A 23,344-nucleotide genomic window follows, 5' to 3' on the forward strand; every position below is an offset into this window, starting at 1 on the left:
GATTCGGTGAGGGTGAGTCTTCCTGAAATAACCGCATATGTTATATAGGTAACGGCCGTTTGGCCGTAACGTATATGCCACTCCGATTACTCATCGCGACGCTCTTGCTGGTCGGGGGGCCAGCACTGCTGCTGGCGCTCTTTCTGGCGTGAGCGTCCTCAGGGGGTATCGAAACGGGACTACAAAATCAGGCCGAACTGAGACAGAGGCGAAACGGTACTACCGATCGTCACCAGTGACAGCCGTACCGACGTCCGCGATCGCTTCGACCGAGATACTGCCAGCATCGGCCGACTTTTTTAGCCAGAGCGCCTCAGCCGACCTGATGGAGGTATCCGCCGATCCGCCCGTTCCGCCGGCCGTCGCCCGAGACGGCGTCTGGCTCGGTTGTATCGCGTGTGAGGAGTCGTTCGCCCCGTTTTCCGAGATCAGGTACGTCTGCGATTCGTGCGGCGGGTTGTTAGAGGTCCGCTACGTCGACCGGCCGTCGTTCGACGAATTCGACGGCCGCGGCGTCTGGCGCTACGGCGCCTCCTTACCGCTCGAGAAGAGCGTGACGATCGACGAGGGCGCGACGCCGCTGTATCGCGTGCCCGACCTGGCCGACGACGTCGGCGTGGAGACGTTGCGGATCAAACACGAGGGGATGAACCCGACCGGCTCGTTCAAAGATAGGGGGATGACCGTCGGCGTCGGCGTCGCCCGCGAACTCGGCGTCTCTCGGCTCGCGTGCGCTTCGACCGGAAACACGAGCGCGGCGCTTGCGGCGTACGGGTCGCGCGCGGAAATGGAGACGCTGGTGCTCCTGCCGACGGGCAAGGTAGCCGCCGGAAAGGTCGCCCAGGCGAGCCTCCACGGCGCGCGCATTCTCGAGGTCGACGGGAACTTCGACGACTGTCTCGACCTCGTCCAGGCCCTCGCCGACCGCGGCGAGGCGTACCTGCTCAACTCGGTGAATCCGTTCAGGCTGGAGGGCCAGAAGACGATCGGGTTCGAGATCGTAGAGCGGTTCCTCGAAGACTACGGTACCGTCCCCGACCGGATCGTCCTCCCCGTCGGCAACGCGGGGAACACCGCGGCGCTGTACAAGGCGTTTCGCGAACTCGTCGGCGCCGGTGCGCTCTCGCCGACCGACGTGCCGAAACTGACCGGCGTCCAGGCCGAAGGTAGCGCTCCACTGGTCGAGGCGATCGAACGCGGTGCCGACGAGGTCCGGCGCTGGGACGACGTCGAAACTCGAGCGACGGCGATCCGAATCGGCTACCCCGTAAACGCCCCGAAGGCGCTCCCGGGCATCCGCGAAACCGGCGGCACCGCGGTCGCGGTGACCGACGCGGCGATCACGGCCGCCCAGCGCGACCTCGCGGGCGCGGGAATCGGCGTCGAACCCGCCTCCGCCGCCTCGCTCGCCGGCCTCAGAACACTGCGCGACGAGGGCGTCGTCTCCGCCGACGAGCGCGTCGTCTGTCTCACGACCGGCCACCTGTTGAAAGATCCCGACGCGGCGGCCGAGGCGGGGACCGACCCCGAACCAGTCCCAGCGGCGCTCGACGGTGTTCTCGCTCACCTCGAAACTGAACCGTGAATGACACCGAATCGCGTTCCGTTCGACACATCACCCCCTCGACCGAGGGCGATTTATTCGGATAATCGAACGACTGATCGATGTCTGACGGAGGGCTGACTGAACCTTTTGTGACGGGCCGACGTACCGATTTCTCCCGATGTCCGCCCAGCAACATCGCACCAGCCGAACCGTCGAGCGGGGTGAATCACTGCCTGACGACGCCGAGCGGTCGGTCCTCCGGGTCGCGCCCGTCGAGGACGTCGACGAGGGCCGACCCGGACTCGCCGCCGAGATCGAACGCACGCAGTTGCGCGTCACGGTCAGCGCCTTAGCGCGGGAATTGGAGGCGCGCGAACGCCGTCACGCGGAGATCGTTCACCGCTACGAACAGGTGCTCGCCGATCGATCGGCCGACGAATCGGACCGGCCGTCGCGCTCGCGTCGCTCCCGTCTCACGCGGTTGCTCGTCCCCGGCGAGTAATTCGACACCAGAAACTCGCGTCCCCTCGTTCGTCAGTTCACGTAGAGAGCGTCAGGTAGCGAACGTCGATGATCCGGTCGTCGGCCTCGAGATCCGTGCGGGCGGCGTTTGGAACCTCGCTGTCGACGTTGTAGACGGTGAGCGCCTCGCCGCCGATGGCCTCGCGAGCGTTGAACATCCCGGCGATGTTGACGTCGTGGTCGCCCATGACGCTCCCGATGAGTCCGATGACGCCGGGTTCGTCGGCGTTGCGCGTGACGACCATCTTGCCGTGAGGGATCGCGTCGACGCGGTAGTCGTCGATGCGGACGATCCGCTGGTCGTCACCGGCGAAGAGCGTGCCGTCGACCGTGCGGTCGGTGGTTCCGTTCGAGACGGTCACCGAGAGGAGACTCTGGAAGTCCTCGGTCTGGTGGGTCTTCGATTCGACGACCTCGACGCCGCGGTCGTCGGCGATCTGCGGGGCGTTGACGGCGTTGACCTGCCATTCCAGTGGCGAGAAGACGCCTTCGAGCGCGCTCGCGGTGACGAACTCGACGTCCTCGTCGGCCAACTCTCCCTCGTAGGTGACCTCGACGCGCTCGATTCGCCCGTCGAGCAGCTGTGAGGCGACGGTGCCCGCCGTCTCGGCTAACTCGACGTAGGGGGCGAGCCGTCCGAACGCGGCCTCGTCGATCGACGGCGCGTTGAGCGCGTTCGCGACGGGCTCGTTCGCCAGAGCGGCGACGACCTGCTCGGCGGTGGAGGTCGCGACGTTCGTCTGGGCCGCCTCCGTCGAGGCGCCGAGGTGAGGCGTGAGGACGATATCCTCGACGTCGAGTAGCGGCGAGTCCGCCGAGAGCGGCTCCTCGGCGAAGACGTCGAGGGCGGCACCGGCGAGCGTCCCGTCGTCGACCGCGGCGGCGAGCGCCGCCTCGTCGACGATGCCGCCCCGGCCGACGTTTATCAGGTAGCCGCCCGCGAGCGATTCGAGTTCGGACTCGCCGATGAGCCCCTCCGTTTCGGGCGTCAGCGGCGTGTGTATCGTGAGGACGTCCGCCGTCTCGAGACACGTCTCGAGGTCGACGAGCGTCGCGCCCAATCGGTCGGCGCGCTCTTCGGCGATGTAGGGATCGAACGCGACGATGTCCATCCCGAGCGGGTCGAGCTTCTTCGCGACCTCCTGGCCGACCCGACCGAGACCGACGACCCCGAGCGTCCGGCCGTTGAGTTCGGTGCCGAGGAAGTCGCCCTTGGCCCACTCGCCGGCTTTCAGTCGGCCGTGAGCCTGCGGGATCGAGCGCGCGGCGGCGAACGTCATCGCGACGGTGTGTTCGGCCGCGGCGCGGACGTTGCCTTCTGGTGCGTTGGCCACGATGACACCCCGGTCGGTCGCCGCCTCGATGTCGATGTTGTCCACGCCGATGCCCGCCCGGCCGACGATGACGAGCTCGTCGCCGGCCTCGAGTACCTCGCGCGTCACCTCGGTCCCTGAGCGGACGATCAGCGCGTTCGCGTCGGCGGCGGCCTCGAGGAGCGCGTCCCCCTCGAGGTCGTAGCCCGTCCGGACCTCGTGGCCCGCCTCGCGGAGGACGTCCAGCCCGGCGTCAGCGATCGGATCGGTGACCAGTACCTGCATGGCTGAGTTAATCGGGTGCGCGAGGTAAACAGTTGCGGAGGTCGCAGTATTGACGGATCGCAGAACGGGTGGATCGATTCACTCGCGTGTATCTCGAACGATGCGAGGCGGGCGGCTACGCCGAACCTCTCGTTCCGGCGTTGAATCGTTATCTGTCAGTCTGTCTAACACCTTCCTTCCTGTCATGTTCGGCTAGTTTGTCGAGCCGGTCGGCGACGCTCCGATACTCACGAAGGTCCGGCAGTCTCACCGGCCGGTTGTCCGTCGTCTCGACGTGGATCGTTCCGTATCCCGCGACCCGTGCAGTGATCCCACGCTCGATCGAATACTGAATCCCCACACCGGGCCCACATCCTCGTACTATTGGACGAGCCTTTAAAAACGAACGAGCACAATACGATGTCATGAGTGGACGGGATATCGTTCGCGACGACCGACACAGCGACGGAGCGCCGACGATCGGTGAGACCGGAATTCGGGTGGTCAACGTCGCTAGTGCGTACGAACACAGTGGATACTCACCGGACGAAATCGTCGACCTCTACCCGGCACTGTCTCTCGCGGACGTCCACACGGCACTCGCGTTTTACTATGCCAATATCGATGAGTTTCGCGATGCCATGGCCGACGACTCCGGTCACGCCACGACGGTATGATATACGCGGACGAAAACGTCTGGGTTCCAGTTGCCGAGGGTCTCGAACGTCGCGGGTGGGAGGTGACGACGGCACTCGAGGAGGGGACGCTCGGGTTTTCCGATGCTGAACATATCGAGTACGCTGCAGAGCACGGATGGACAATTTTGGCGTTCGACGACGACTTCCTCTCACTCGCCGATGCGACCGCTGCCCATCCCGGAATTGTGTTCATCCCACAGCACGGACGAACCGTCGGTGAGTTGGTGCAACGAATCGATGCTACGCTTCAGCACCACCGGGACCAAGATCTCCACCGAACGATCGTCTTCGCGTGAACGATCCTCACTTTGGTGATTACGTGACGAAATCGACCGGTGTGTGAGTATAGGAACTGACCTGGAGAGGAGGGCTCACCGGGAAGCTGGGGGCAACGATCGAAGATATTGGCCAGCGTATCGACGAAAACATACGCGTGCTACCGGGATAGCGGTCCGTAGCGGGGACTGCGGTGGTACGTAAACTTTGGGTACGGATGGAATCAATCCAACGGCACACCCGTTGTCCATGCCGAGGTTTCCGTCACAGCTGCTCCGGTATCCGTTGCGATCGGGCGTGTGCAACCGTCGGTCGCCATTCCTCCGTCGGGCTAGCCACCACTGTCGTTGCCGTACGAATAGAGCCGGACCACGCACCTTCTTTGGGTGAAAACCGTCGCATCCATCGTTGCTCGACTGGCCGACGCTTCGCTCAATCGCCAGCCGCGACGTCCGCCCTGTCCGCGGCCCGCGCCGACCGCCAGTACCCCTGCGCGTACGCGCCGAGGAACATGCCGGCGATCGCGACGAGGATTGGGTAGTTGCCGACGCCGACGCTGGCGTAGGCCGCGCCGGGACAGATACCCGACAGCCCCCAGCCGACGCCGAAGATCGTCCCGCCGTAGAGGACGTTGCGATCCATCGACTTCAGCCGCCGGCCGTAGGGCGTTCCCGTGAGCGGCGCCACCCGACCGGATCGCGAGGCGATCCCGATGACGATCATCGTGACCACGCCCGCACCGCCCATCACGAACGCCAGCCCGAGGTCGCTAAATTGCAAGAATGCCAGGACGACTTCCGGATGGGTCATGTGACTCACCGCGAGCCCGACGCCGAAGAGCAGCCCACCGACGAAGATTAGCGGCATGAAGAGTGGACTCTGGTCGCTCACAGCGCTGCCCTCCGTTCGGGCCAGTGGCCCGTTCGTTTTCTCCGAGGTGCGAGCGAAGCGAGGGCCTCGCTTACCTCACGGGCTTCGCCCGTTCGGATTTTTCGAGACGGTCGCGTTGCTCCCGTCTCGTTACTCATGGCTGCACCCCCATCGCCATCACGACCTGCGCCGTTCCGATCGCGACGAGGACGAACGTGGCGACGTTGACGATCGAAGTTTGTGAGAACGAGCCGACGCCGCAGACGCCGTGACCCGACGTACAGCCCTTGCCGAGGCGGGTGCCGACGCCGACGAGAAAGCCGCCGGCGAGCAGGCGCCACAGCTGGACGTCGGTCTGCCAGGCGGCCGCTTCGAAGCCGACCTCCCAGACGGGGTTCAGGATCAGGAACCAGTAGCCGGCGGCGCCGAGAACGATCCCCGCGGTGAAGACGACGCGCCAGTCGCGCGAGGCGAGAAAGCGTGACTGCTGGAATCGCGACTGGTTCGAAACGTAACTCAGCGTCGTCTCGAGGAACGTGCTCGCCCCGGCGATGATGGCGGTCCCCAGGTAGACGACCGCGATCCCAAGGCCGATGAACGCGCCCCCGACCGCGTACCGGGTGATTCCCTCCGGAAAGAGCTCGCCGTAGGTGACGAGTGGGAGAAGTTCGAGTGCGGACATACTGACCACTATCGGCCGGAGCCCTAATCGATTGACGGTTGCGACAACGTCGGGTGGGTACCTGCGACGCTCCCGGGGATCGACGATATCGCGCGAACGTAAACTGGTAAATCGTCGCCGCTCGAACCGACACCCATGACGCTCGTCGCCTTCGACTTCGATGGGACGCTTTCTGATTCAGAGATGACGGTGTTACTCGGTGACCGGTGTGACGTCGCCGACGAGATGGCCGTGATCACCGAGCGGGCGATGAACGACGAGATCGATTACGCGACGAGTCTGCGCGAGCGCGCGGCGCTTCTGGCCGGCCTCGACGAATCCGAGGCGGCGGCCGCCTACGACGCCGTTTCGCTTCGACCCGGCGCGGCGTCGCTGATCGGCGCGTTGAACGAGGCCGATCACCGGACTGCAATCCTGACCGGCGGCTTCCAGCGGGGAGTCGAAGCGGCGCTCGACCGCGAGGGCGTGACCGTCGATCACGTCGTGGCGAACCGGCTGCCGATCGACGGGGGCGAACTCACCGGCGAGGTCGAGGGGCCGCTGATCGAGGGCACCAAAGACGACGCGCTCGCCGACCTGGCGCGCGATCACTCCGTCTCGCTGGCCGACACCGTCGCCGTCGGTGACGGCGCGAACGACCGTCCGATGCTCCGGGTCGCGGGCCTGGCCGTCGGCTTCGATCCCAAACCGGCGGTCGAGTCGGCCTGCGACCTGACCGTCGCCTCGATGGCCGAACTGCGAGAACGCTTCGTCGACGAGGAACTCCTCTCGGCGTGACCGCGAGTAATCACGTACTGTCTCTGAATCGGACCTCGATCGTCACGTTCTGCCTCGACGAGCTTCGATTCACCTCGATCGATCTCCGTCCGTGATAGGTAATCCATCATTTCGGGATCGACTACCCGCTGAAACGACTCTCGGTGGCTGACAAACGCTCGAGTAATGAGCTCTCCGTCTCGGTTTCGGCCCCCTGACATGCCGGTATGCGAGATCCTCGCACGTTCGAATCGGCCGTCGCGCCGACAGGTAATGGCCCGATAGCCTCAGCGAAAACGACCGATTATCGAACGGAAGGGCTTATTTACTCACCTCCGAGTAGCATTATTCGATGATGTGGCAAGATTTCGTTTTCATGATCGGTAGCGGCCTCTCGATCGGCTTTCTGGCACCGACCCTTCGGGACGCGAGCGCCCGCGTCCCGCTCGGAACGAGCGTCCCGTCGATGGCGATCGGTGTCGTCTACGGCATCACGTTCGCGACGCTGGGAATGACGTTCTCAGCGCTCGGCGCGTTCGCGGCCGGAATGATGTGGTCGCTCATCGCGATCGTCCGGTCGCCGACGCCGGACCGTCCGACGCCCACGCGACGCGAACGCATTCAACTTCTCGGACGAGACGCGCTGCGCTGGAGCGAGCGACGGATCGGCCGGTACGTCCCGACCGTCGACGGATACCGTTACGACGCCTATCGACACGAGACGTCGACCGATCACGCCCGGGACCGCGGCCACGCCGCCGATTGAGTTACGCGCTCTCTTTCGTCCTCGTTTCCGAACGAACTCTCCCGTCACCCCATCGAGATCGCGCGACGGCGAGGAGTCCGCCGGTAGCCGCGAACGCCGCTGGCCAGACGAGACCGGCGTACAGCGCGGCGTCGGAGACGGACGGACTGATCACCTCCTGGGTTTCGGGTGGCGACCACGTCGCGAGCGTCGCAGCGGCGACGACGAGAACGAAGTAGCCGGGAACGAGTAGCAGCGACGCGACGATCGACTCGGGGATCGATCGCGTATCGGCGTACGAGGCGGTGGCGTAGCCGGCGACGACGATGACGCCGAACGCGAAGAGGTGAAACGCCGGAGATCTGGCGCTGGCTGAAATCGCGTACACCACGACGAAGTCTCCGGTGGCGATCGACTCGTCGTCCAGCTGCAGTTCCGTCCCGAGCGCCACCAGTACGGTCCACACCGCCTCGATCGCGACGTGGGGGAGCGATTCGTTTTGAAATCCAGGGCCGCCGCCCTGGCGGAAGCTGTGTGCCATCGCGAGGGTCGTCAGCGTCGTCAATGCGAACGCGCCCGCCCCGGTGAGGATGGCACCGACGAGAGGGAGCCGAGTGACGATCGATGCGCCTCCGTTGTCGGAATCGTCCGGCGGATCGGACTCGTCGTCGTTGACAGGGCCGCCGTGGCGATAGGTGGGCGTTTCGGCCATACCCTCTCCTATTTGGGTACGATAATGAACGTGGTGATGTAAACGGGTCCGATCGACGCGGTATCGGTCTGGCGAGCGCTCCCTCTTCAACCGTTCACCCGTGCAGCCGCGGACGGATCGACACTGAAGAATTATACCGCTCCCGTTAGAACTCGGAGCTATCCAATGGACGAACTCTCGACGACGCTCGTACTTGCGCTCGTCCTGTCCGTCGTCGAGGACGCCGCGCCGCCGTGGCTCGAGACGGCGGTGACGGAGCCGCTGGTACTCGTCCCGACGATTCTGTTCGCCTCGTACCTCCTCGCACGGGTCGTTCAGTGGTGGGGAACGCGAGAACTTCCCAGCGCGACCGACGAACACTCGTTTCGCCGGACGGTACTCGGGGTGACGTCGCGACCGCTCGCGATCACGATCGCCCTGATCGGGGTCTACGTGAGTTTCGACCTCCTGTTCGATGGTGGCGAGAGCACCGTCGTCGTTCCCCTCCTGACGACCGTGCTCGTCGTGCTGTGGATGACAACCTCGGTCAGGCTCGGCAACCGGTGGATCGAGCACGTCAAGGCGGTGGACGCTAACTACGAGTTCGCACCGGTCTTTAAGAACCTGTGGACGATCGGGGTGCTCCTCGGCGGGCTGTTGCTTCTCATCTCGATCTGGAACGTAGACATCACGCCGTTTCTCGCTTCGGCGGGCGTGCTCGGGATCGTTATCGGAATCGCCGCCCAGGACGGCATCTCGAATCTCATCGGCGGTATCGCGCTGTACTTCGACAACACGTACAAGATCGGGGACGTGATCCTTCTCGAGGGAGATATGCGCGGAACGGTGACCGACATCGGCGTGCGGTCGACGACGGTCGTGACGACCGACAACCGCCTCGCCTCCGTGCCGAACTCGGTCCTCAACTCGACGCAGGTCGTCAACGAAACCTCCCCACAGCGCCACGTTCGGATCGAAATTCCGTTTTCGGTCGCCTACGGCACCGACCACCGGGAGGTCGAGCGACTCACACTCGAGGTCTGTGAGGACGCATCGCTCATCCGCGAGTCGCCATCGCCTCGAGTCCTCTTCATCGGATTCGGTGATTCGGCGCTCGAGTTCGTCGCCAGAGTCTACATCGCCCATCCGCTCACCGAAAAGCGAGCCAGAGACCAGTTCAACCGTCACCTCAACGACGCCTTCGAAAACGCCGGAATCACGATCCCGTTCCCACAGCGAACGGTAAGCTACCTCGAGCCGGACGACGAACTCCGATTCGAAGAAGACGCGACGATCGGAGCGAATTCGGCCGAATCCGACGATCGCTGAACCCTCCCTGCTGACCCGTCTCCCGGTGTTGTACCCCGATTCAGAGGTCGAGTCTCCCGGTCTGCGGGCGAACGATCGCGACGGGCGGTCAGGATCGACCGGCGCTAACGCGGTGGAACCCGATCGCACAGATCGCTCCGAGCGTCGCGAATACGGCCGGCCAGACGATCCCGGCGTACACCACGGCGTCGGTGAGGACGACGGAGACGGTTTCGCCGACGTCCGGGCCGGGCCGCGGGTACGCATCGTCCACGCCCTCGTCGGGCGACCACGTTACCGCCACGCCGATCCCGACCGCGTACGCCAGGTACGCCGGGACGACGAACAGGGCGGCGCCGACCGCGCGACGAGGCGCGGCTGTCCCCACGTGCGCCGCGGTGAGGTAACCCGCGAGCGCGATGGCTCCGAAGCTGAGGAGGATAAACACCGGGCTGGCCCCGAGGTTCAAAAACCCCCACGAGTAGATCAGATCGACGGCGTTGATCTTCTCGCCTCCCGTCTCGAGACTGGTTCCGAGATTCACCAGCACGGTCCAGGCCGCTTCGACGGTCACCGGTGGCGTCTGTCCGTCCTCGAACTCGGCGGCCATGCCCGCCCTGATGGAGATGGCCGCGGCGAGGGTAACGAGGAACGTGGCTGCGACGGCGCAGCTGCCGGCGATCAGTCCGACGGTCGCCGTTTCGCGGTCTACGTACCGTTCGACCTGCCGAGCCGAACGGTCGCCATCCCCATCCTGATCACCGTCGACACCCGGACCGCCGTGTTTGTATTTCACTCCGTTTGCCATCACTGAGTCACTTCAATTGACAGTATTGAGGTGTTGCAGGGTTGCTGGATGAACGTTTCGATATGGAAATTGATGTATGAATCGATGATCTATCCCGCGAGACTCAGTCACCGAACAGGCTGCTGTGAACGGGTGCGTGCTCTCGTTCGGGAACGTCTTCGCCGACGTCGGTCACCGCGTTGCCCGCGACGCCGTCGGCCAGGAAATCGGCGAGCGGCGGGTTGACGTGTTCCGGTTCGACGAGGAAGGCGTCGTGGCCGTGACTCGATTCCACCACGTGATGGGCGACTGCGGATCCCGCGTCCCGAAACCCCCTCGCGAGTTCGGCCGACTGCGAGACGGTAAAGTGCCAGTCGGCGGTGAAACTCATCAGCAACGTCTCACCGGAGTACGCGGCGACGGCGTGGGCGAGGCCGTCGTAGCCGGCGGCGAGGTCGAACTCGTCCATCGCCCGGGTGAGATAGCAGTAGCTGTTCGCGTCGAATCGCTCGACGAACCGACCGGCGTTGTAATCGAGGTAGGACTCGACGTCGCGGTACGGAAAGAAGTGTGCGGTCGGATCGGCGGCGAACCGATCCCGACTCGCCTCGCGACCCGCCGAGCGTCGGCCGAACTTCTCGGCCATCGACGCCTTCGAGAGGTACATCACGTGACCGAGCTGGCGGGCAAGCGCGAGTCCGTCGTCGGGATCCGGCCGATCAGGTCCGTAGTAGTCGCCGCCGTTCCAGGCCGGGTCCGTCGTGATCGCCCGGCGGGCGACGGCGTCCATGGCGAGACACTGCGGATCGAGCCTGGGGGCGGCCGCGATGGCGGCGATGCGATCGACGTCGTCCGGGTAGCGCCGCGCCCAGTCGAGGGCGTTCATTCCGCCGACCGAGCCGCCGACGACCGCGTGCAATCGGCCGATGCCCAGTTCGTCGAGGAGCCGCCGCTGGGCGCGCGTCCAGTCGGCGACCGTGACTGGTGGAAAGTCACTCCCGTACGCTCGTCCCGTCTCCGGGTTCGCACTCGACGGGCCGGTCGTCCCGTAGCACGAGCCGGGAACGTTCGCACAGACGACGAAGTACTCGGTCGTGTCGATCGCTTTCCCGGGACCGACGGTGTCGTCCCACCAGGCGCGCGCCTGATCGGCCGTCCCGTCGTCAGTCTCCGAGGCGTCGTCCGGCCTGCTGGCGACGTGGGCGCTTCCCGTCAGCGCGTGACAGACGAGGACGGCGTTGCCATCGGTGCCGGCTCCACTCGACGGATCGAACTCGCCGTGGCGCTCGTAGGCGACTTCGAGCGTCGGAATCGTCTCGCCGCACTCGAACGTGAACGAGCCGAGGTCGACCGTCCCGCGCTCGGTCGGGACGTCGGCGCGTCGCCCCGTCACGTCGTCCCCTCCGTCGCCCGCGTGATCGCTCGGTCGAAATCGGCGAGTAGGTCCGCCGGATCCTCGAGACCCACCGAGACCCGAATCAGGTCCTCGGACACGCCCGCGGCGTCGCGGGCCTCACGGTCGAGTTGGCCGTGGGTCGTACTCGCCGGGTGGATGACGAGCGTCTTCGCGTCGCCGACGTTGGCGAGGAACGAAGCGAGTTCGACCGACTCGCACAGCCGCTTCCCGGCTTCGTAGTCGGTGAACCCCTCACCGCCGTCGAGGCCGAACGCGAGCATTCCGCCGAAGCCATCGAGGTACCGGCTCGCGTCGTCGTGGGTGGGGTGGGTCTCGTGACCGGGGTAGGCGACCCGGGAGACGGCGTCGTGGTCGGCGAGGAAGTCCGCCAGAATCGCGGCGTTCTCGCAGTGGCGTCCCATCCGGAGCGGGAGGGTTTCGATCCCCTGGAGCGTCTGCCAGGCGTCGAACGGCGACTGCTGGGTTCCCAGGCTTCGAACCGAGCGGTACCGGGCCGCCGCGGCGAACGGAGCGTCGGGGAAGTCCCGGTCGAAGTCGACGTTCGCGTAGGCGGGATTCTCGCCGGCGAGTTCGGGGTACCGGTCTGCGTGTTCGTCCCACGGAAACGTTCCGCCATCGACCACGACGCCGCCGAGCGTCGTGCCGTGGCCGCTGAGCCACTTCGTCGTCGAGGCCCAGACGATATCGGCGCCGTGTTCTATCGGGCGACAGAGCGACGGCGTGGCGAACGTGTTGTCGACGACGAGCGGGACGCCGCGGTCGTGGGCGAGCTCCGCGATGGCCTCGAAGTCGGGGGTGACGAGCGAGGGGTTACCGATCGTCTCGACGTGGACGAACGCGGTGTCCTCGTCGATCGCCGCCTCGTAGGCGTCGAGATCGAGCGTGGGGACGAACCGGATTTCGATACCCCGTCTCGTCGCGGTTTCGCGAAAGTATGCGGTCGTCCCGCCGTAGGTGTCAGTCGAGCAGACGACGGTGTCGCCGGCCGACGCGAGCGGGAGGGTGATCGCGTCGAGGGCGGCCATGCCGCTCGCCGTCGCGACGGCGCCGGTTCCGCCGGCCAGCGAGGCTATCCGGTCTTCCAGGCACTCGACCGTCGGATTGCTGATCCGCGAGTAGATGTAACCGTCCGATTCGAGGGCGTATCGGGCGGCGGCTTCGTCCGCGTCTCCGAACGAATACGACGTCGACTGGACGATCGGAACCGCCGCGGCGCCGGTCGTCGGATCCGGCCGGTACCCGGCGTGGAGGCTCCGCGTGGCGAACCCGTCCGATCGACGCCGACGGGCGTCGTCTCCCGCCTCACTCGCGCCTCCGGCCTGCCCGCTCAGGCCACCGGTGCGCTCGGGCGTCTCGCGTCGCTCGTCACTCATGCTTAGAGATTATATTACCGAACATCTTTATGCTTACCAGTAACGGCAAAAGCCGCCTGGCACGGGTGTGATTCGCTCTCGGGCTCCGACGCCAGGGTCGACGAGGACGACGGATCGGCCGGAATGGACGCCTTCATAGGCCGGTGCGCCCAAGACGGGCCTGTGAGTCCGCGATCGCACGTTCGCGTCGTCCTCGCGGCGGTGATCTTCACGGTTCTGTTCTCCCAGCTGTTGCTGTACCCGGGGATCGCCGACCTCGTCACCGAACTCGGTGCGGAGGCGAGCGACGAGGGGACGGTGTCGCCACAACTCGACGCGAGCATGTGGTTTCTGGTCGCCGAGTTCGCCGCCTACGTCGCGTTCGTCGGCGTCTGGGGCGTCGCCAGCGACGCCGCCGGTCGACGCGTCCCGTTCATCGTCCTGGCGTCGCTCGCCGGCGCGGCCGGTTACGCGGCGCTCGCGCTCGTCCCGACGATCGGCACGATCCCGTTCGAGGGCGTCCTCGCGCTACGGGTCTTCCAGGGGGCGATGACGATCGGCGCTTTCTCGCTGACGATAACGATGCTGATGGACTTAGGGGGCGGCCACGGCAAGAATATGGGCGCGGCGGGTATCGCAATCGGGCTCGGTGCGGCACTTGGTGCGCCCGTCGGCGGGCAACTGACGGCGATCGATCCCGTCGCGCCGCTCGTCGTCGCCGCCGCGTTGTTGGTCGTCGTCGGGGCCCTCGTGACCGTCGTGCCCGACCGGGCCCCCGAGACGACGCGAACCTGGCGGGCGGTGGCCCGCGGGGTGAGCGATCGTCCGATCCTGACGCTTCCGTACGCCTTCGGGTTCGTCGACCGGATGACGGCGGGCTTTTTCGCCCTGGTCGGTACGCTCTACTTCCAGGACGTCTTCGGGCTCGATCCCGCCGCGACGGGACTCTTGCTCGCGTGTTTTTTCGCGCCGTTCGCGCTGTTGCAGTACCCGATGGGGATCCTCTCCGATCGCATCGGCCGGACCGTCCCGATCGTCGTCGGTTCACTTTGCTTCGGCGTCGGCATTCTCGCCGTGGGGGCGGCCGGCTCCGTCGCGCTCGCCGCCGTCGCGATGGTCGCCGTCGGCGTCCTCGGGGCGCTCGTCTCACCCGCGACGATGGCGCTCGTAACTGACCTCGCCGCAGACGATCACCGCGGATTGGCGATGGGCGGGTTCAACATGGCCGGAAGCCTCGGCTTTCTGGCCGGCTTTCTCGTCGGCGGCACGGTCGCCGGTACGGCGGGATACGACGCGGCCTTTCTCGTCGTCGGCGGCATGGAGATCCTGATCGCGCTCGTGGCCGTTCCGGTGTTCGTCAAACTCGCACCCGGATTGACTCGCGAGGACGTCGCCTCGTCGTGATCGCAGATCGGGTAGACGACCGGTGCGATCAGCGACCCAAAATATAACGGATTCACGTCCCTGGGGCCGTGATACCCCACCGCACGAGCATTCGGCTAACGGTTCGCTTTTACCCGTTCGATCCCAAGTGTATCCCGATGGCACCAATTGACGACGTTTCACGACGTACGGCCCTCAAATTGACGGGTGCAGCGGCAACGGCCGCACTCGTCGCCGGCTGTTCGAGCGCGGACGACGCAGAGGACGACGGAAACGGCGGTGACGGTAACGGCGGCGACGAAGGCTTCGAGATCGACGCCGGCGAAGAGATCCTCTTCTACGGCGATTCGAACGGGTGGGAAGGAAAGGCTCCCTCGGCGATCGAAGGCGAGGTCAATCCGACGCTCATCTTAGAAGATGGCGAAACCTACACGATCGGCTGGGACGAAGGTGACGGCGCCACGCACAACATCGAACTGCGCGACAGCGGTGGGTCGGTCGTGGGCGACTACTCGACGGACTTCACTGGCGAGGACGCGCCGGACGACCAGATGATCGAGTTCGAGGCCACCGACGAGATCGCCGTCTACCGGTGTGACCCACACCAGGCGATGGAAGGCGACATCCAGGTCCAGTAATCCGATCACGCGTTCTCTGCGGTCTCTATCGATTTATCGCTACCCGACCGAGCGACGTTTTCGACGACTCTCGTCAGGGACTGTCCTGTTCTCGCAGACGGCGGATTTCACTGCCGCCGGAGTCGATCGGTTCTCGGCGGTACCATTCGAACCAACACGAAACTCCATACGGCTCCGTATCGATCCTCCGCGTACGGTGGTTCAGTGACCGACACACGCGAATACCGCGACGAGTATCCCGAACAGACCCTGTACATTCCCGGCCCGACCGAAGTCCGCGAGGACGTCGTCTCGGCGATGGCGCAACCGATGTTCGGTCACCGCTCAGATCGGATGACCGACCTCTACACGACGATCGTCGAGGACACGAAGGTTTTTCTCGACACCGACCACGAGGTGATACTCCTCACGGGATCGGGGACGGCGTTCATGGAGGCTGCGATTCAGAACCTGGTCGATCGGAACGTTCTGTGTACGACCTGCGGCAGTTTCAGCGAGCGCCAGGCGAACATCGCCGAACGCCTGGGAAAGAGCGCCGATACGCTTTCCTACGAGTGGGGTCGAGCGGTCAAACCGGACGACGTGCGCGAGCGCCTCGAGTCGAGCGAGAGCGACTACGACGTCGTCACCTGCGTGATGAACGAGAGTTCGACGGGCGTTCGGAACCCGATCGAGGAGATCGGCGACGTCGTCGCCGAGTTTCCGGAGACGTTGTTCGTCGTCGACGCCGTCTCGGCGCTCGGCGGCGACTACGTCGACATCGACGCCCACGGTATCGACGTCATCTTCACCTCGGTCCAGAAGGCGTTCGCCATGCCGCCCGGCCTCGCCGTCTGCGTCGTCAGCGAGGACGCCTACGAGCGCGAGATCGAGCGCGACGCGGCGTCGTGGTACGGCGGTTTCCAGCGAAACATAGACTACTACGACCGGAAGGGTCAGACCCACTCCACGCCGGCGATCCCGATCATGCTCGCCTATCACCGACAGATGAAACACATGCTCGAAGAGGGCCACGACGCTCGCGATCGTCGCCACCGCGAGATGGCCGACTACACTCGCGAGTGGGCCGGAGAGCACTTCGCGATGTTCCCGGAGGACGGCTACGAGTCCCAGACGGTGGCCTGCATCGAGAACACGCGCGGAATCGACGTCGCCGAAACCATCGAAACCGTCGCCGCGGAGTACGACATGGTCTTCGCCAACGGCTACGGCTCCGATCTCGGCGAGAAGACGTTTCGCATCGGCCACATGGGCGAGCACGACGTCGAGAGCGTTCGAGCACTGACCGACGCGATCGAGGACGTCGCGGGGCTGTAGGAGCGAGGCTGGTTCGCCACGAGCGAGCGTTGCGAGCGAGTGGGCCGACGACTGACCCGGCGCGGCGTGCAGCGCCGCGGTAAGTCGAGCGGCGAAGCCGCGAGACGGGCGCAGCGCCGCGAGGGGAAGGCGGAGTGCTTTTGGTCCAGCTTTTGTCGAGGGCCGCCTTTTGCGGCCCGTAGCGCAAACGGTGGGGCCACTCACTTGAACAGGCTGGAGAGCCACTCGAATAGCCGACGAACGACGGTCGCGATCCACTCGACCGCGCTGATGAAGTGGTCGACGATCCCGCCTGGTCCCGACGGCGTGTTACCGCCCGTTCGTGACTCGTCGCCGTCACCCGCACGGTCGTCGCCGAGGGCCGCGCGAGCGTCGACGAGTCCGTGGCCCTCCTCGCAGGTGTCGAGAACCGGTTCGGCCGTCTCGGCGAGGATCGATCGCACCGCCTCGTTCGGTCCGGGCCCGTCCTCATCTCGCGTCTCCCAGAGGAGCGCGGCGACGCCGGTGACGTACGGACAGGCCATGCTCGTTCCGCTCGCCTCGGCGTATCGGTTGCCCGCGGTGGCCGAGTTGACGTCCGTTCCCGGTCCCAAGAGGTCGATCGCGGAACCGACGCTGCTGTAGGACGCCAGCGTATCGTCTTCGTCCATCGCGGCGACGGCGACGACCGACTCGTGGGTCGCCGGATAGGTCATCGTCTCCTCGTTGCAGGTTCCGTCGCCCCGATTGCCCTCGTTACCGGCCGAACAGAGCAGGAGGTGGCCGGCCTCGTGTGCGGTCGCGATCGCTTCGTCGACCGTCTCGCTCTCTTGGTCGCCGCCGAGGCTCATCGAGATCACCTCGACGTCGTTCGACAGACACCAGTCGATCCCGGCGATCAGGGTGCTGTACCGCCCGTCTCCGTCGTCGTCCAGTACCTTCACGGCGTACAGATCCGCCGCGGGCGCGACGCCCACGACGCCGACGTCGTTGTCGTCGGCCCCTGCGATCCCGGCCACGTGCGTGCCGTGGCCGTGGCGATCCTCGTAATCGCTCGACGGACCGGATCTGGTGAAATTTTCCCCGCCCGCGACCGACAGGCTGCAGTGGTCAGTCTGGATCCCCGTATCGAGGATCCCGACCGAGACGCCCGAGCCGTCCGGCTCGACGTCGTCGGCCCCGATCCGTTCGACGCCCCACGAGGCCCGCTGGTCCGGGTGTCTGGAACAGTCCGAGCTGCCACCGGGATCCAAGAAGTCCAGCAGGGACGGCGACCAGTCGTCGGGAATACCGAGACCCCCGTCTTCTTCGACGGACGCGACGCTGGGTGCGGCGAGGAGGTCGTCCAGCCGGTTCGACGGTACCTCCGCGACGACGAAGTCGAACGAATCGTACTCGAGGACGGTCGTCCCGCCCAGCTGTTCGACCACGTCGAGGAGATCGCCGAGCAGACCGTTTCGGGGGTGGACGAACACGCGCTTGGTGTCCGTCGCTGCCGACACCCGCTCGGCCTCCGTCGCCGCCGATTCCCGTCTGCTATCCGTCGCCGAGGCCGAGGAACCGAGGACGCCCGCTGCGACCCCGGCGCCGACGCCCTGAAGTAGTCGACGACGACTGAGTGTCATGCACGCCGGAAGGTACAAGAAGGGAATAAGCCTTTTGTGCCGGCGCGAAACGCGTGTCCCATTTGTCTGTATTCTGGCCGTTTCTGCAATCAAACGGTCGTGCTGGATGACTGGTGAGCCCGACCGGGAATGAACGCGCGGAGTCGGACGACGCGAGATCCGCTCGGTGGCGACCGGGTCGTGGCCAGCGATTGTGCAATCGAACGCCGGGCCGGTTATGAGAGTGCAGTATCGAACGAGGCGAGTGTAGGAACCGACACAACCGTAATAACTATCGTATGCGGGTGCAGATATCGACTCGCCGTCTTCTCGGGTGATAGCGACGCATCTATCACCGACCTGTGGTACCGACGCGGAATCGACGACCGACGGGAGGGGGAAGATATGAAGCCGTTCCCCCTCGACGACCTGCCGGAGCGCTCCGAGTGGGCCGCGTACCTGCTCGACCCGGATCGCGACCCTCCCGGGGAGCCGACCGCCTACAACGGAACCGAAACGTACGACCGGCTCTACCGTCAGCTCCTAGAATCCTGTCGAGAGCGGCCCCTTCCGGAACGTGACACCGTCAGGCGGATCCGATCTGTTGGTCGGTCGAACCCCGACCTTCTCTCTCGGGACGAGCGCCTCTTTCTGGCCACGCCCGAGGAACTGGTCGACCGGGAGTACGACGTGGTTCAGACCGCACTCGAACCGGTTATTGAGGGAGATGAGACGATTCTCGATCTCGGTTGCGGGTGGGGATGGACGCTGGACGCCATCGCGAGCAATTTTTCTACCGTTCGCGTCGTCGGCGGCGAGTACACCTCCGCCGGCGTCGAACTCGCTCGTGAGCTCGTCGCCGACGGGACGGATCGGATCACGGCCGAGCCATTCGACTTCCTCGGCGAGTGGGAGCTGGTAGACGATATCGACGGCGACTGCGTCATCTTCACCAAGGGCGCGCTGGTCACGCTCTCGGAGACGGAGTCGGTCATCGGACGGTTCGAGGCGCTCGCCGCCGAGGGAACGGCGACCACCGGCGTTCACCTGGAACAGGTCGGTCCGCACCCCGAGACCGTCCTCGGCCTGCTTCGCCGACGCTATACGCGAGTGCGGAGGTACGACGATACCCTGCTCACCCGCTTGCGCGAGTCACCGGCCATCGAGGTGACCGACGTGACGTACGACGTCCACGGCGCAAACCCGCTCCACCCGCTGACGCGGATCCGGTGGCGAGCGAGGTAACCGATCGTCGAATACGTGTCGTATTCTCGTCCAGAACGAAACCCACGCCTATCTTCTACTCAGGTGATGACGGCCTCTCCTGGATCGGGTGCGATGGTGCGTGTATTTATATTTGTGGGAACGTCATTCACGAAAAATGATCGGGTCCGTCACTCCGGTCCGTCGCGAACTCGTTTTCCTTTCCGGTACGAATCTCGTGGCGCTGGTCGGCGTCGTCGCTCTCGGGTGGAACGCGGCGACACTCGTGACCCTCTACTGGTTTGAACTCGCCGTCGTTTGCTTCTGGGCACTCGTTCGCGGACTGTTCGCGGGTCGCCCGTCGTCATTCGACTGCGAGTCGCTGATCGTCGGTGCGCTCGCCGAACGGCCCATTGGTATCCCCATCCCACTGACCGGCCTACGAATTCAGCTCACGTCGATACCGGTTTTCGTCGCCGCGGTGCCTGCACTCGCGATCGGCTGGTTCGGCGCCGGCGTCGTCACCGTCGGCCTGATCGGGACCGCGACCGAAACGGAGACGGTCGTGACGACGGTGACAGTCGCCGTCGTCGCGATCTTTTTCGTCGAGGGTGGCCGGACGGTCGCGACATACCTCGTCGGCGGAGGCTACCGCGACCACAGCGCGCAGACGGCGGTACAGGGTGCACTCTGGCGGTGTCTGTCGCTCTTTTTCGTCGGGCTGTTGGCCGCGCTGATCGCGGTGGCAGTCGATCCGAGCGTCGGTAGCGATGAGCCAGTTACGGAGACCGATGCGACGATCGCAGCCGGTGTGCTGAGCGTCGCCCTCGTTCTCCTCAAAGTAGGGATCGACCTCAGCTCCGTCTACCGCGACCGCCTGGTCGCGTTCGACGAGTCGCTCGACGTGTCGATCGGCTGGGCGGACGAACCGCCCGGTCCCGAACCGATCGACGGCACGGTCGGTACGAACGCTCGTACCGTCAGTCCACCTGTCGCAGGTCGGTTACTGGCCGGCCTCTCTCACGCCCGTCGGTTCCCGAGCGCGTGGCTGATCGGGGCCGTCCCGGCGGTGCCCGGAGCGATCTATCTGCTCGCTGGCGTCTGGGATCGCGGAGCGGGACTCGTCGCTATCGGCCTCACTGCGACGCTCGCGCTCGCTCACGTCGATTACTGGCTCCGTTTCGGCGGCGTCGAGTATCGGATCGGCGACGAGGCCATCGTTGCCTTCGACCGATGGTGTAAAACGCCGCTGTGGCGCGTCGATCCCTGGGACGAGTCGGATCTCAGACTCGAGCGCGATCGTATCGACGAGTGGCTCGACACGACTACCGTCGTGATCGACCGCCCCGATGGGTCGCTCTACCTGCCGCGGTTGGGTGCTCCGACGCCGGTTGTCGAGGTATTCGATCGACCGCCGACCGTCGCCGAGCCAGCGTAAAACGCTGGGGCGGTCGCCATTGAGTAGCTTCGCTCGGAGCGAGGTACGCTCTGGCAATCGTCCGGCCCGGAGTACTCCCTGGCAGAAATATCGTGAACCCGCGAAGAAGGCGACATTTTTCGACCGATCAGCCACGTCTGCTCTACTGAATGTGACCTTCGCGTTTGAGCTGGTCGGCTTCGGCCTTCTCGTAGCGCCAGGTGATGTCGGCCTTCTCGTCCTGCCAGTCCCACGGTTCGACCAGGACGACGTCGTCTTCGCGGATCCAGATGCGTTTTTGCATCTTGCCGGGGATCCGCGCCGTTCGCTCTGTCCCGTCGGCACACCGAACCTTCACCCGGTTCGCACCGAGCATGTTCGTGACGGTCGCGAACACCTCGTCGTCGTCTGGCATCCGGAGGTTCTTGCGACCGCCCTCCTCGTCACTCATACGCGGCGATTCGGGCCGGAACGGTTTAACCCTTAACGGTTTTTGGCGACGGACGGACTCGACCGGTCGGGCGGTAGTCGCCAGCGAACGAATCAGCGGGTTTATTCGCCGTCACCGTTCACACCGTGGTATGTTCAAGAACCTGAACGCTACCGCGCTCGTCGGAATCCTTCTTCTCGTCGCGGGTGTCGCGCTGATCGCACTCGAGAACCTCGTCATCGCCGGCGGCGTCGCGATGCTCGTCGTCGGACTGGGAATGGTCGCGAAGGGGTTGATCTCGGCGGCGATGCAGTCGTTCGGCATGCTCTGATTGGCTCGGTCAACTCATCTCGGTGCGATTGAATTGCCAGCAGGCGAGGGCTATCGGGACGACGATCCAGGCACACAGCAGCGCTGCCATCAACTCGGGTTCGAGATACCAGACGGACTCCTGACCGGCTCCGGGCGGGTTCGTATCCTCCTCGACGACCCAGTCGAGCGATCGGAAGTAAAGCACCGTCGGACTCGTGATGGCTTCGACGAACTCGACACCGGACGTCGAGACGTCGAGTGACAGCGCCGAGTTGGTGACCCACCCGAACAACCGCCCGAGCGAGTACTGAAACATCAACAGGACGACCGTTACCATGTAGAACGCGATCGCCCCGCCCATCGCTCGAGAGCGAGAGCCGGTCAGCGCCGAGATGGTGACGGCCACGGAGACGTACGCGAGCGCGTAGGCGACCGTCAGCACGAAGACCTGTCCGAAGAGAACCAGCGGGACGGTCGAGAACCAGAGGACCGCAAGTGCGACGCCGATCGTGAACGCGAACGCGACCGCGCCGCCGACGATCGCGGCGCGGCTCAGGTACTTCCCGAGGACGAAGTCGGTTCGACTCGTCGGCATCGAGAGGGCGTACCTGATGGCACCCGACTCTCGCTCGCCGGCGATCGCGAGGTAGGCCGCCACGAGTGCGACGAGCGGGAGGACGAACGCCCCGAGGCCGGCCATACCCATCAGCGGGTATTCCACGGCGTTCTGGGCGGGATTGTTTCGCTCCCAGTAGAACAACATCCCCATCAACAGCGCGTAAATGCCGACGACGAACCAGATCATCTTCGACCGGCGAACGGCCAGGAAATCTCGTTTGGCCGTCGTGATCGCACTCATGATTGTACCTCCGCGGGCGGGGCCGCCTCCTCGGACGACGGTGGCGTCGCGTCCGTGGCCGCCCCGTTCTCGGTGTAACTGTTGAACAGCTGTTCGAGCGAGGCGTCCTCCGAGATGATGTCGGTGACCGTCGTGCGGGCGGCGACGGCTTCGACGACGTCGATTTTGATCGTCGGGTCCGCACAGGTCGCCGTAATCGTCGACGCACCCGTTTCGACCCGCCTGACGCCGTCGATCGATTCGAGGGCACGGCCGTCCCCGGGCTCGTCGACCTCGAGCGTGATCGTCTGATCGAGTGCGAGTCGATCGCGCAGGTCGTCGAGCGTTCCGGTGGTGACCAGCCGCCCCTCGTTCATGATCGCGATCCGATCGCAGGTCGCTTCGACCTCGCCGAGGATGTGACTCGAGAAGAAGACGGTCCGCCCGCGGTCGGCTTCGGCGCGGATGATCGAGCGCATCTCTTGCATCCCGGTCGGATCGAGCCCGGAGGAGGGTTCGTCGAGGATGAGGATGTCCGGATCACCCAGAAGCGCCATGGCGAAGCCGAGTCGCTGTGCCATCCCCTTCGAGTAGCCGCCGACGGCCCGATCGCCGTCGTCCGCGTCGAGACCGACCCGATCTAAGATCGCGTATGGCTCTGCGTCGACGCCTTTCGTCTCGGCGGCCCACTCGATGTGTTCGACGCCCGTGAGTCGATCGTACAGCGCCGCTCCTTCCGGCAGGACGCCGATCCGTTCGCGGACCGCTCTGCTCTCGGTCTGGACATCGTGGCCCATGACGGTCGCGCGACCGGTGGTCGGGCGGATGAAGTTCAGGAGGAGGTTGATCGTCGTCGACTTGCCGGCACCGTTCGGCCCTAAAAATCCGAACACTTCGCCTTTCTCGACGGCGAGGTCGAGATCGTCGACGGCGAGGACGTCGTCGCCGAATCGTTTCGTCAATCCGGCCGTCTGAATGGCGGTCATCGATCGGCAC

The 23,344-nt window shown here is 65.3% G+C and carries 24 protein-coding genes; 13 read left to right on the top strand and 11 right to left on the bottom strand.

Annotated features, from left to right (window positions below; all coding sequences use genetic code 11):
* The first annotated feature begins 325 nt into the window (after positions 1 to 325).
* Positions 326 to 1,585 (top strand): threonine synthase, encoded by a 1,260-nt coding sequence (gene thrC / locus NKH31_RS10680; protein ID WP_254861783.1) that lies wholly within the window; start codon positions 326 to 328, stop codon positions 1,583 to 1,585.
* Between the two features lie 139 nt (positions 1,586 to 1,724).
* Complete coding sequence (locus NKH31_RS10685; RefSeq protein WP_254861784.1) at positions 1,725 to 2,048, top strand: hypothetical protein; 324 nt, start codon at positions 1,725 to 1,727, stop codon at positions 2,046 to 2,048.
* A 37-nt stretch (positions 2,049 to 2,085) separates the two neighbouring features.
* Here NKH31_RS10685 and serA read toward each other — a convergent pair whose 3' ends face one another.
* Positions 2,086 to 3,666: a phosphoglycerate dehydrogenase gene (gene serA, locus NKH31_RS10690; protein WP_254861785.1), complete on the bottom strand. Its 1,581-nt coding sequence runs from the start codon at positions 3,664 to 3,666 to the stop codon at positions 2,086 to 2,088.
* 404 nt (positions 3,667 to 4,070) lie between these two features.
* Between serA and NKH31_RS10695 the strand changes: the two genes are divergently transcribed.
* Positions 4,071 to 4,322, top strand: coding sequence for a DUF433 domain-containing protein (locus tag NKH31_RS10695; protein ID WP_254861786.1), 252 nt, complete (start codon positions 4,071 to 4,073; stop codon positions 4,320 to 4,322).
* Complete coding sequence (locus tag NKH31_RS10700) at positions 4,319 to 4,639, top strand: DUF5615 family PIN-like protein (RefSeq protein ID WP_254861787.1); 321 nt, start codon at positions 4,319 to 4,321, stop codon at positions 4,637 to 4,639. The genes NKH31_RS10695 and NKH31_RS10700 overlap by 4 nt, the downstream gene beginning before the upstream one ends.
* Before the next feature lie 412 nt (positions 4,640 to 5,051).
* On the opposite strand, the gene NKH31_RS10705 is transcribed toward NKH31_RS10700, so the two are convergent.
* Together NKH31_RS10705 and NKH31_RS10710 are read right to left on the bottom strand one after the other, a co-directional pair.
* Entirely contained in the window at positions 5,052 to 5,510 is a 459-nt protein-coding gene (locus NKH31_RS10705; RefSeq protein WP_254861788.1) for a DUF6691 family protein, read from the bottom strand.
* A gap of 133 nt (positions 5,511 to 5,643) precedes the next feature.
* Positions 5,644 to 6,171, bottom strand: coding sequence for a YeeE/YedE family protein (locus NKH31_RS10710; RefSeq protein WP_254861789.1), 528 nt, complete (start codon positions 6,169 to 6,171; stop codon positions 5,644 to 5,646).
* Between the two features lie 135 nt (positions 6,172 to 6,306).
* On the opposite strand from NKH31_RS10710, the gene serB reads away from it, so the two are divergent.
* Both serB and NKH31_RS10720 read left to right on the top strand, forming a co-directional pair.
* The gene (gene serB / locus NKH31_RS10715) at positions 6,307 to 6,948 is read left to right on the top strand and encodes a phosphoserine phosphatase SerB (RefSeq protein ID WP_254861790.1); all 642 of its coding nucleotides are present in this window, start codon (positions 6,307 to 6,309) and stop codon (positions 6,946 to 6,948) included.
* 331 nt (positions 6,949 to 7,279) lie between these two features.
* Complete coding sequence (locus NKH31_RS10720; protein WP_254861791.1) at positions 7,280 to 7,693, top strand: hypothetical protein; 414 nt, start codon at positions 7,280 to 7,282, stop codon at positions 7,691 to 7,693.
* Between the two features lies 1 nt (position 7,694).
* Here the strand turns inward: NKH31_RS10720 and NKH31_RS10725 are convergent, their stop codons facing one another.
* Complete coding sequence (locus NKH31_RS10725) at positions 7,695 to 8,384, bottom strand: DUF7978 family protein (protein ID WP_254861792.1); 690 nt, start codon at positions 8,382 to 8,384, stop codon at positions 7,695 to 7,697.
* Positions 8,385 to 8,549: 165 nt separating this feature from the next.
* Here NKH31_RS10725 and NKH31_RS10730 point away from each other — a divergent pair, with 165 nt between their 5' ends.
* Positions 8,550 to 9,692: a mechanosensitive ion channel family protein gene (locus NKH31_RS10730; RefSeq protein WP_254861793.1), complete on the top strand. Its 1,143-nt coding sequence runs from the start codon at positions 8,550 to 8,552 to the stop codon at positions 9,690 to 9,692.
* 88 nt (positions 9,693 to 9,780) lie between these two features.
* Here NKH31_RS10730 and NKH31_RS10735 read toward each other — a convergent pair whose 3' ends face one another.
* From NKH31_RS10735 to NKH31_RS10745, 3 genes are all read right to left on the bottom strand, one after another.
* Positions 9,781 to 10,479, bottom strand: coding sequence for a DUF7978 family protein (locus NKH31_RS10735; protein WP_254861794.1), 699 nt, complete (start codon positions 10,477 to 10,479; stop codon positions 9,781 to 9,783).
* A gap of 103 nt (positions 10,480 to 10,582) precedes the next feature.
* Entirely contained in the window at positions 10,583 to 11,851 is a 1,269-nt protein-coding gene (gene metX, locus NKH31_RS10740; protein ID WP_254861795.1) for a homoserine O-acetyltransferase MetX, read from the bottom strand.
* On the bottom strand, positions 11,848 to 13,248 hold the full coding sequence (locus tag NKH31_RS10745; RefSeq protein ID WP_254861796.1) for an O-acetylhomoserine aminocarboxypropyltransferase/cysteine synthase family protein: 1,401 nt from the start codon (positions 13,246 to 13,248) through the stop codon (positions 11,848 to 11,850). Before NKH31_RS10745 ends, metX begins: the two co-directional genes overlap by 4 nt.
* Before the next feature lie 123 nt (positions 13,249 to 13,371).
* Here NKH31_RS10745 and NKH31_RS10750 point away from each other — a divergent pair, with 123 nt between their 5' ends.
* The 3 genes from NKH31_RS10750 to NKH31_RS10760 all read left to right on the top strand — a co-directional run bounded on the left by NKH31_RS10750 (position 13,372) and on the right by NKH31_RS10760 (position 16,565).
* Positions 13,372 to 14,631, top strand: coding sequence for an MFS transporter (locus tag NKH31_RS10750; RefSeq protein ID WP_425492259.1), 1,260 nt, complete (start codon positions 13,372 to 13,374; stop codon positions 14,629 to 14,631).
* Positions 14,632 to 14,768: 137 nt separating this feature from the next.
* Entirely contained in the window at positions 14,769 to 15,248 is a 480-nt protein-coding gene (locus NKH31_RS10755) for a cupredoxin domain-containing protein (RefSeq protein WP_254861798.1), read from the top strand.
* A 204-nt stretch (positions 15,249 to 15,452) separates the two neighbouring features.
* Positions 15,453 to 16,565 carry a pyridoxal-phosphate-dependent aminotransferase family protein gene (locus tag NKH31_RS10760; RefSeq protein WP_254861799.1) on the top strand — a complete coding sequence of 371 codons (1,113 nt, stop codon included), beginning with the start codon at positions 15,453 to 15,455 and terminating at the stop codon, positions 16,563 to 16,565.
* A gap of 200 nt (positions 16,566 to 16,765) precedes the next feature.
* On the opposite strand, the gene NKH31_RS10765 is transcribed toward NKH31_RS10760, so the two are convergent.
* Positions 16,766 to 18,169 (bottom strand): S8 family peptidase, encoded by a 1,404-nt coding sequence (locus NKH31_RS10765; protein ID WP_254861800.1) that lies wholly within the window; start codon positions 18,167 to 18,169, stop codon positions 16,766 to 16,768.
* 384 nt (positions 18,170 to 18,553) lie between these two features.
* Between NKH31_RS10765 and NKH31_RS10770 the strand changes: the two genes are divergently transcribed.
* A complete protein-coding gene (locus NKH31_RS10770) occupies positions 18,554 to 19,393 on the top strand; it encodes a class I SAM-dependent methyltransferase (RefSeq protein ID WP_254861801.1) in 840 nt (279 codons plus the stop codon).
* A gap of 136 nt (positions 19,394 to 19,529) precedes the next feature.
* Complete coding sequence (locus NKH31_RS10775) at positions 19,530 to 20,789, top strand: DUF6498-containing protein (protein WP_254861802.1); 1,260 nt, start codon at positions 19,530 to 19,532, stop codon at positions 20,787 to 20,789.
* 142 nt (positions 20,790 to 20,931) lie between these two features.
* Here NKH31_RS10775 and eif1A read toward each other — a convergent pair whose 3' ends face one another.
* Positions 20,932 to 21,219, bottom strand: a complete 288-nt coding sequence (gene eif1A, locus NKH31_RS10780) for a translation initiation factor eIF-1A (RefSeq protein WP_254861803.1) — start codon at positions 21,217 to 21,219, stop codon at positions 20,932 to 20,934.
* A 130-nt stretch (positions 21,220 to 21,349) separates the two neighbouring features.
* Between eif1A and NKH31_RS10785 the strand changes: the two genes are divergently transcribed.
* Positions 21,350 to 21,529 (top strand): DUF7470 family protein, encoded by a 180-nt coding sequence (locus NKH31_RS10785; RefSeq protein WP_254861804.1) that lies wholly within the window; start codon positions 21,350 to 21,352, stop codon positions 21,527 to 21,529.
* A gap of 9 nt (positions 21,530 to 21,538) precedes the next feature.
* On the opposite strand, the gene NKH31_RS10790 is transcribed toward NKH31_RS10785, so the two are convergent.
* Both NKH31_RS10790 and NKH31_RS10795 read right to left on the bottom strand, forming a co-directional pair.
* Positions 21,539 to 22,369, bottom strand: coding sequence for an ABC transporter permease (locus NKH31_RS10790; RefSeq protein ID WP_254861805.1), 831 nt, complete (start codon positions 22,367 to 22,369; stop codon positions 21,539 to 21,541).
* Positions 22,366 to 23,334: an ABC transporter ATP-binding protein gene (locus tag NKH31_RS10795; RefSeq protein ID WP_254861806.1), complete on the bottom strand. Its 969-nt coding sequence runs from the start codon at positions 23,332 to 23,334 to the stop codon at positions 22,366 to 22,368. The genes NKH31_RS10790 and NKH31_RS10795 overlap by 4 nt, the downstream gene beginning before the upstream one ends.
* Positions 23,335 to 23,344: the final 10 nt, after the last annotated feature.

It is taken from the genome of Halovivax gelatinilyticus (genome assembly GCF_024300625.1).
In the GTDB taxonomy this organism is placed as follows: domain Archaea; phylum Halobacteriota; class Halobacteria; order Halobacteriales; family Natrialbaceae; genus Halovivax; species Halovivax gelatinilyticus.

Coding starts and splice junctions, on each gene's coding strand:
- thrC (WP_254861783.1), top strand. CDS start 326: ATGGAGGTATCCGCCGATCCGCCCGTTCCGCCGGCCGTCGCCCGAGAC.
- NKH31_RS10685 (WP_254861784.1), top strand. CDS start 1,725: ATGTCCGCCCAGCAACATCGCACCAGCCGAACCGTCGAGCGGGGTGAA.
- serA (WP_254861785.1), bottom strand. CDS start 3,666: ATGCAGGTACTGGTCACCGATCCGATCGCTGACGCCGGGCTGGACGTC.
- NKH31_RS10695 (WP_254861786.1), top strand. CDS start 4,071: ATGAGTGGACGGGATATCGTTCGCGACGACCGACACAGCGACGGAGCG.
- NKH31_RS10700 (WP_254861787.1), top strand. CDS start 4,319: ATGATATACGCGGACGAAAACGTCTGGGTTCCAGTTGCCGAGGGTCTC.
- NKH31_RS10710 (WP_254861789.1), bottom strand. CDS start 6,171: ATGTCCGCACTCGAACTTCTCCCACTCGTCACCTACGGCGAGCTCTTT.
- serB (WP_254861790.1), top strand. CDS start 6,307: ATGACGCTCGTCGCCTTCGACTTCGATGGGACGCTTTCTGATTCAGAG.
- NKH31_RS10720 (WP_254861791.1), top strand. CDS start 7,280: ATGATGTGGCAAGATTTCGTTTTCATGATCGGTAGCGGCCTCTCGATC.
- NKH31_RS10725 (WP_254861792.1), bottom strand. CDS start 8,384: ATGGCCGAAACGCCCACCTATCGCCACGGCGGCCCTGTCAACGACGAC.
- NKH31_RS10730 (WP_254861793.1), top strand. CDS start 8,550: ATGGACGAACTCTCGACGACGCTCGTACTTGCGCTCGTCCTGTCCGTC.
- NKH31_RS10735 (WP_254861794.1), bottom strand. CDS start 10,479: ATGGCAAACGGAGTGAAATACAAACACGGCGGTCCGGGTGTCGACGGT.
- NKH31_RS10745 (WP_254861796.1), bottom strand. CDS start 13,248: ATGAGTGACGAGCGACGCGAGACGCCCGAGCGCACCGGTGGCCTGAGC.
- NKH31_RS10750 (WP_425492259.1), top strand. CDS start 13,372: ATGGACGCCTTCATAGGCCGGTGCGCCCAAGACGGGCCTGTGAGTCCG.
- NKH31_RS10755 (WP_254861798.1), top strand. CDS start 14,769: ATGGCACCAATTGACGACGTTTCACGACGTACGGCCCTCAAATTGACG.
- NKH31_RS10765 (WP_254861800.1), bottom strand. CDS start 18,169: ATGACACTCAGTCGTCGTCGACTACTTCAGGGCGTCGGCGCCGGGGTC.
- NKH31_RS10770 (WP_254861801.1), top strand. CDS start 18,554: ATGAAGCCGTTCCCCCTCGACGACCTGCCGGAGCGCTCCGAGTGGGCC.
- NKH31_RS10775 (WP_254861802.1), top strand. CDS start 19,530: ATGATCGGGTCCGTCACTCCGGTCCGTCGCGAACTCGTTTTCCTTTCC.
- eif1A (WP_254861803.1), bottom strand. CDS start 21,219: ATGAGTGACGAGGAGGGCGGTCGCAAGAACCTCCGGATGCCAGACGAC.
- NKH31_RS10785 (WP_254861804.1), top strand. CDS start 21,350: ATGTTCAAGAACCTGAACGCTACCGCGCTCGTCGGAATCCTTCTTCTC.
- NKH31_RS10790 (WP_254861805.1), bottom strand. CDS start 22,369: ATGAGTGCGATCACGACGGCCAAACGAGATTTCCTGGCCGTTCGCCGG.
- NKH31_RS10795 (WP_254861806.1), bottom strand. CDS start 23,334: ATGACCGCCATTCAGACGGCCGGATTGACGAAACGATTCGGCGACGAC.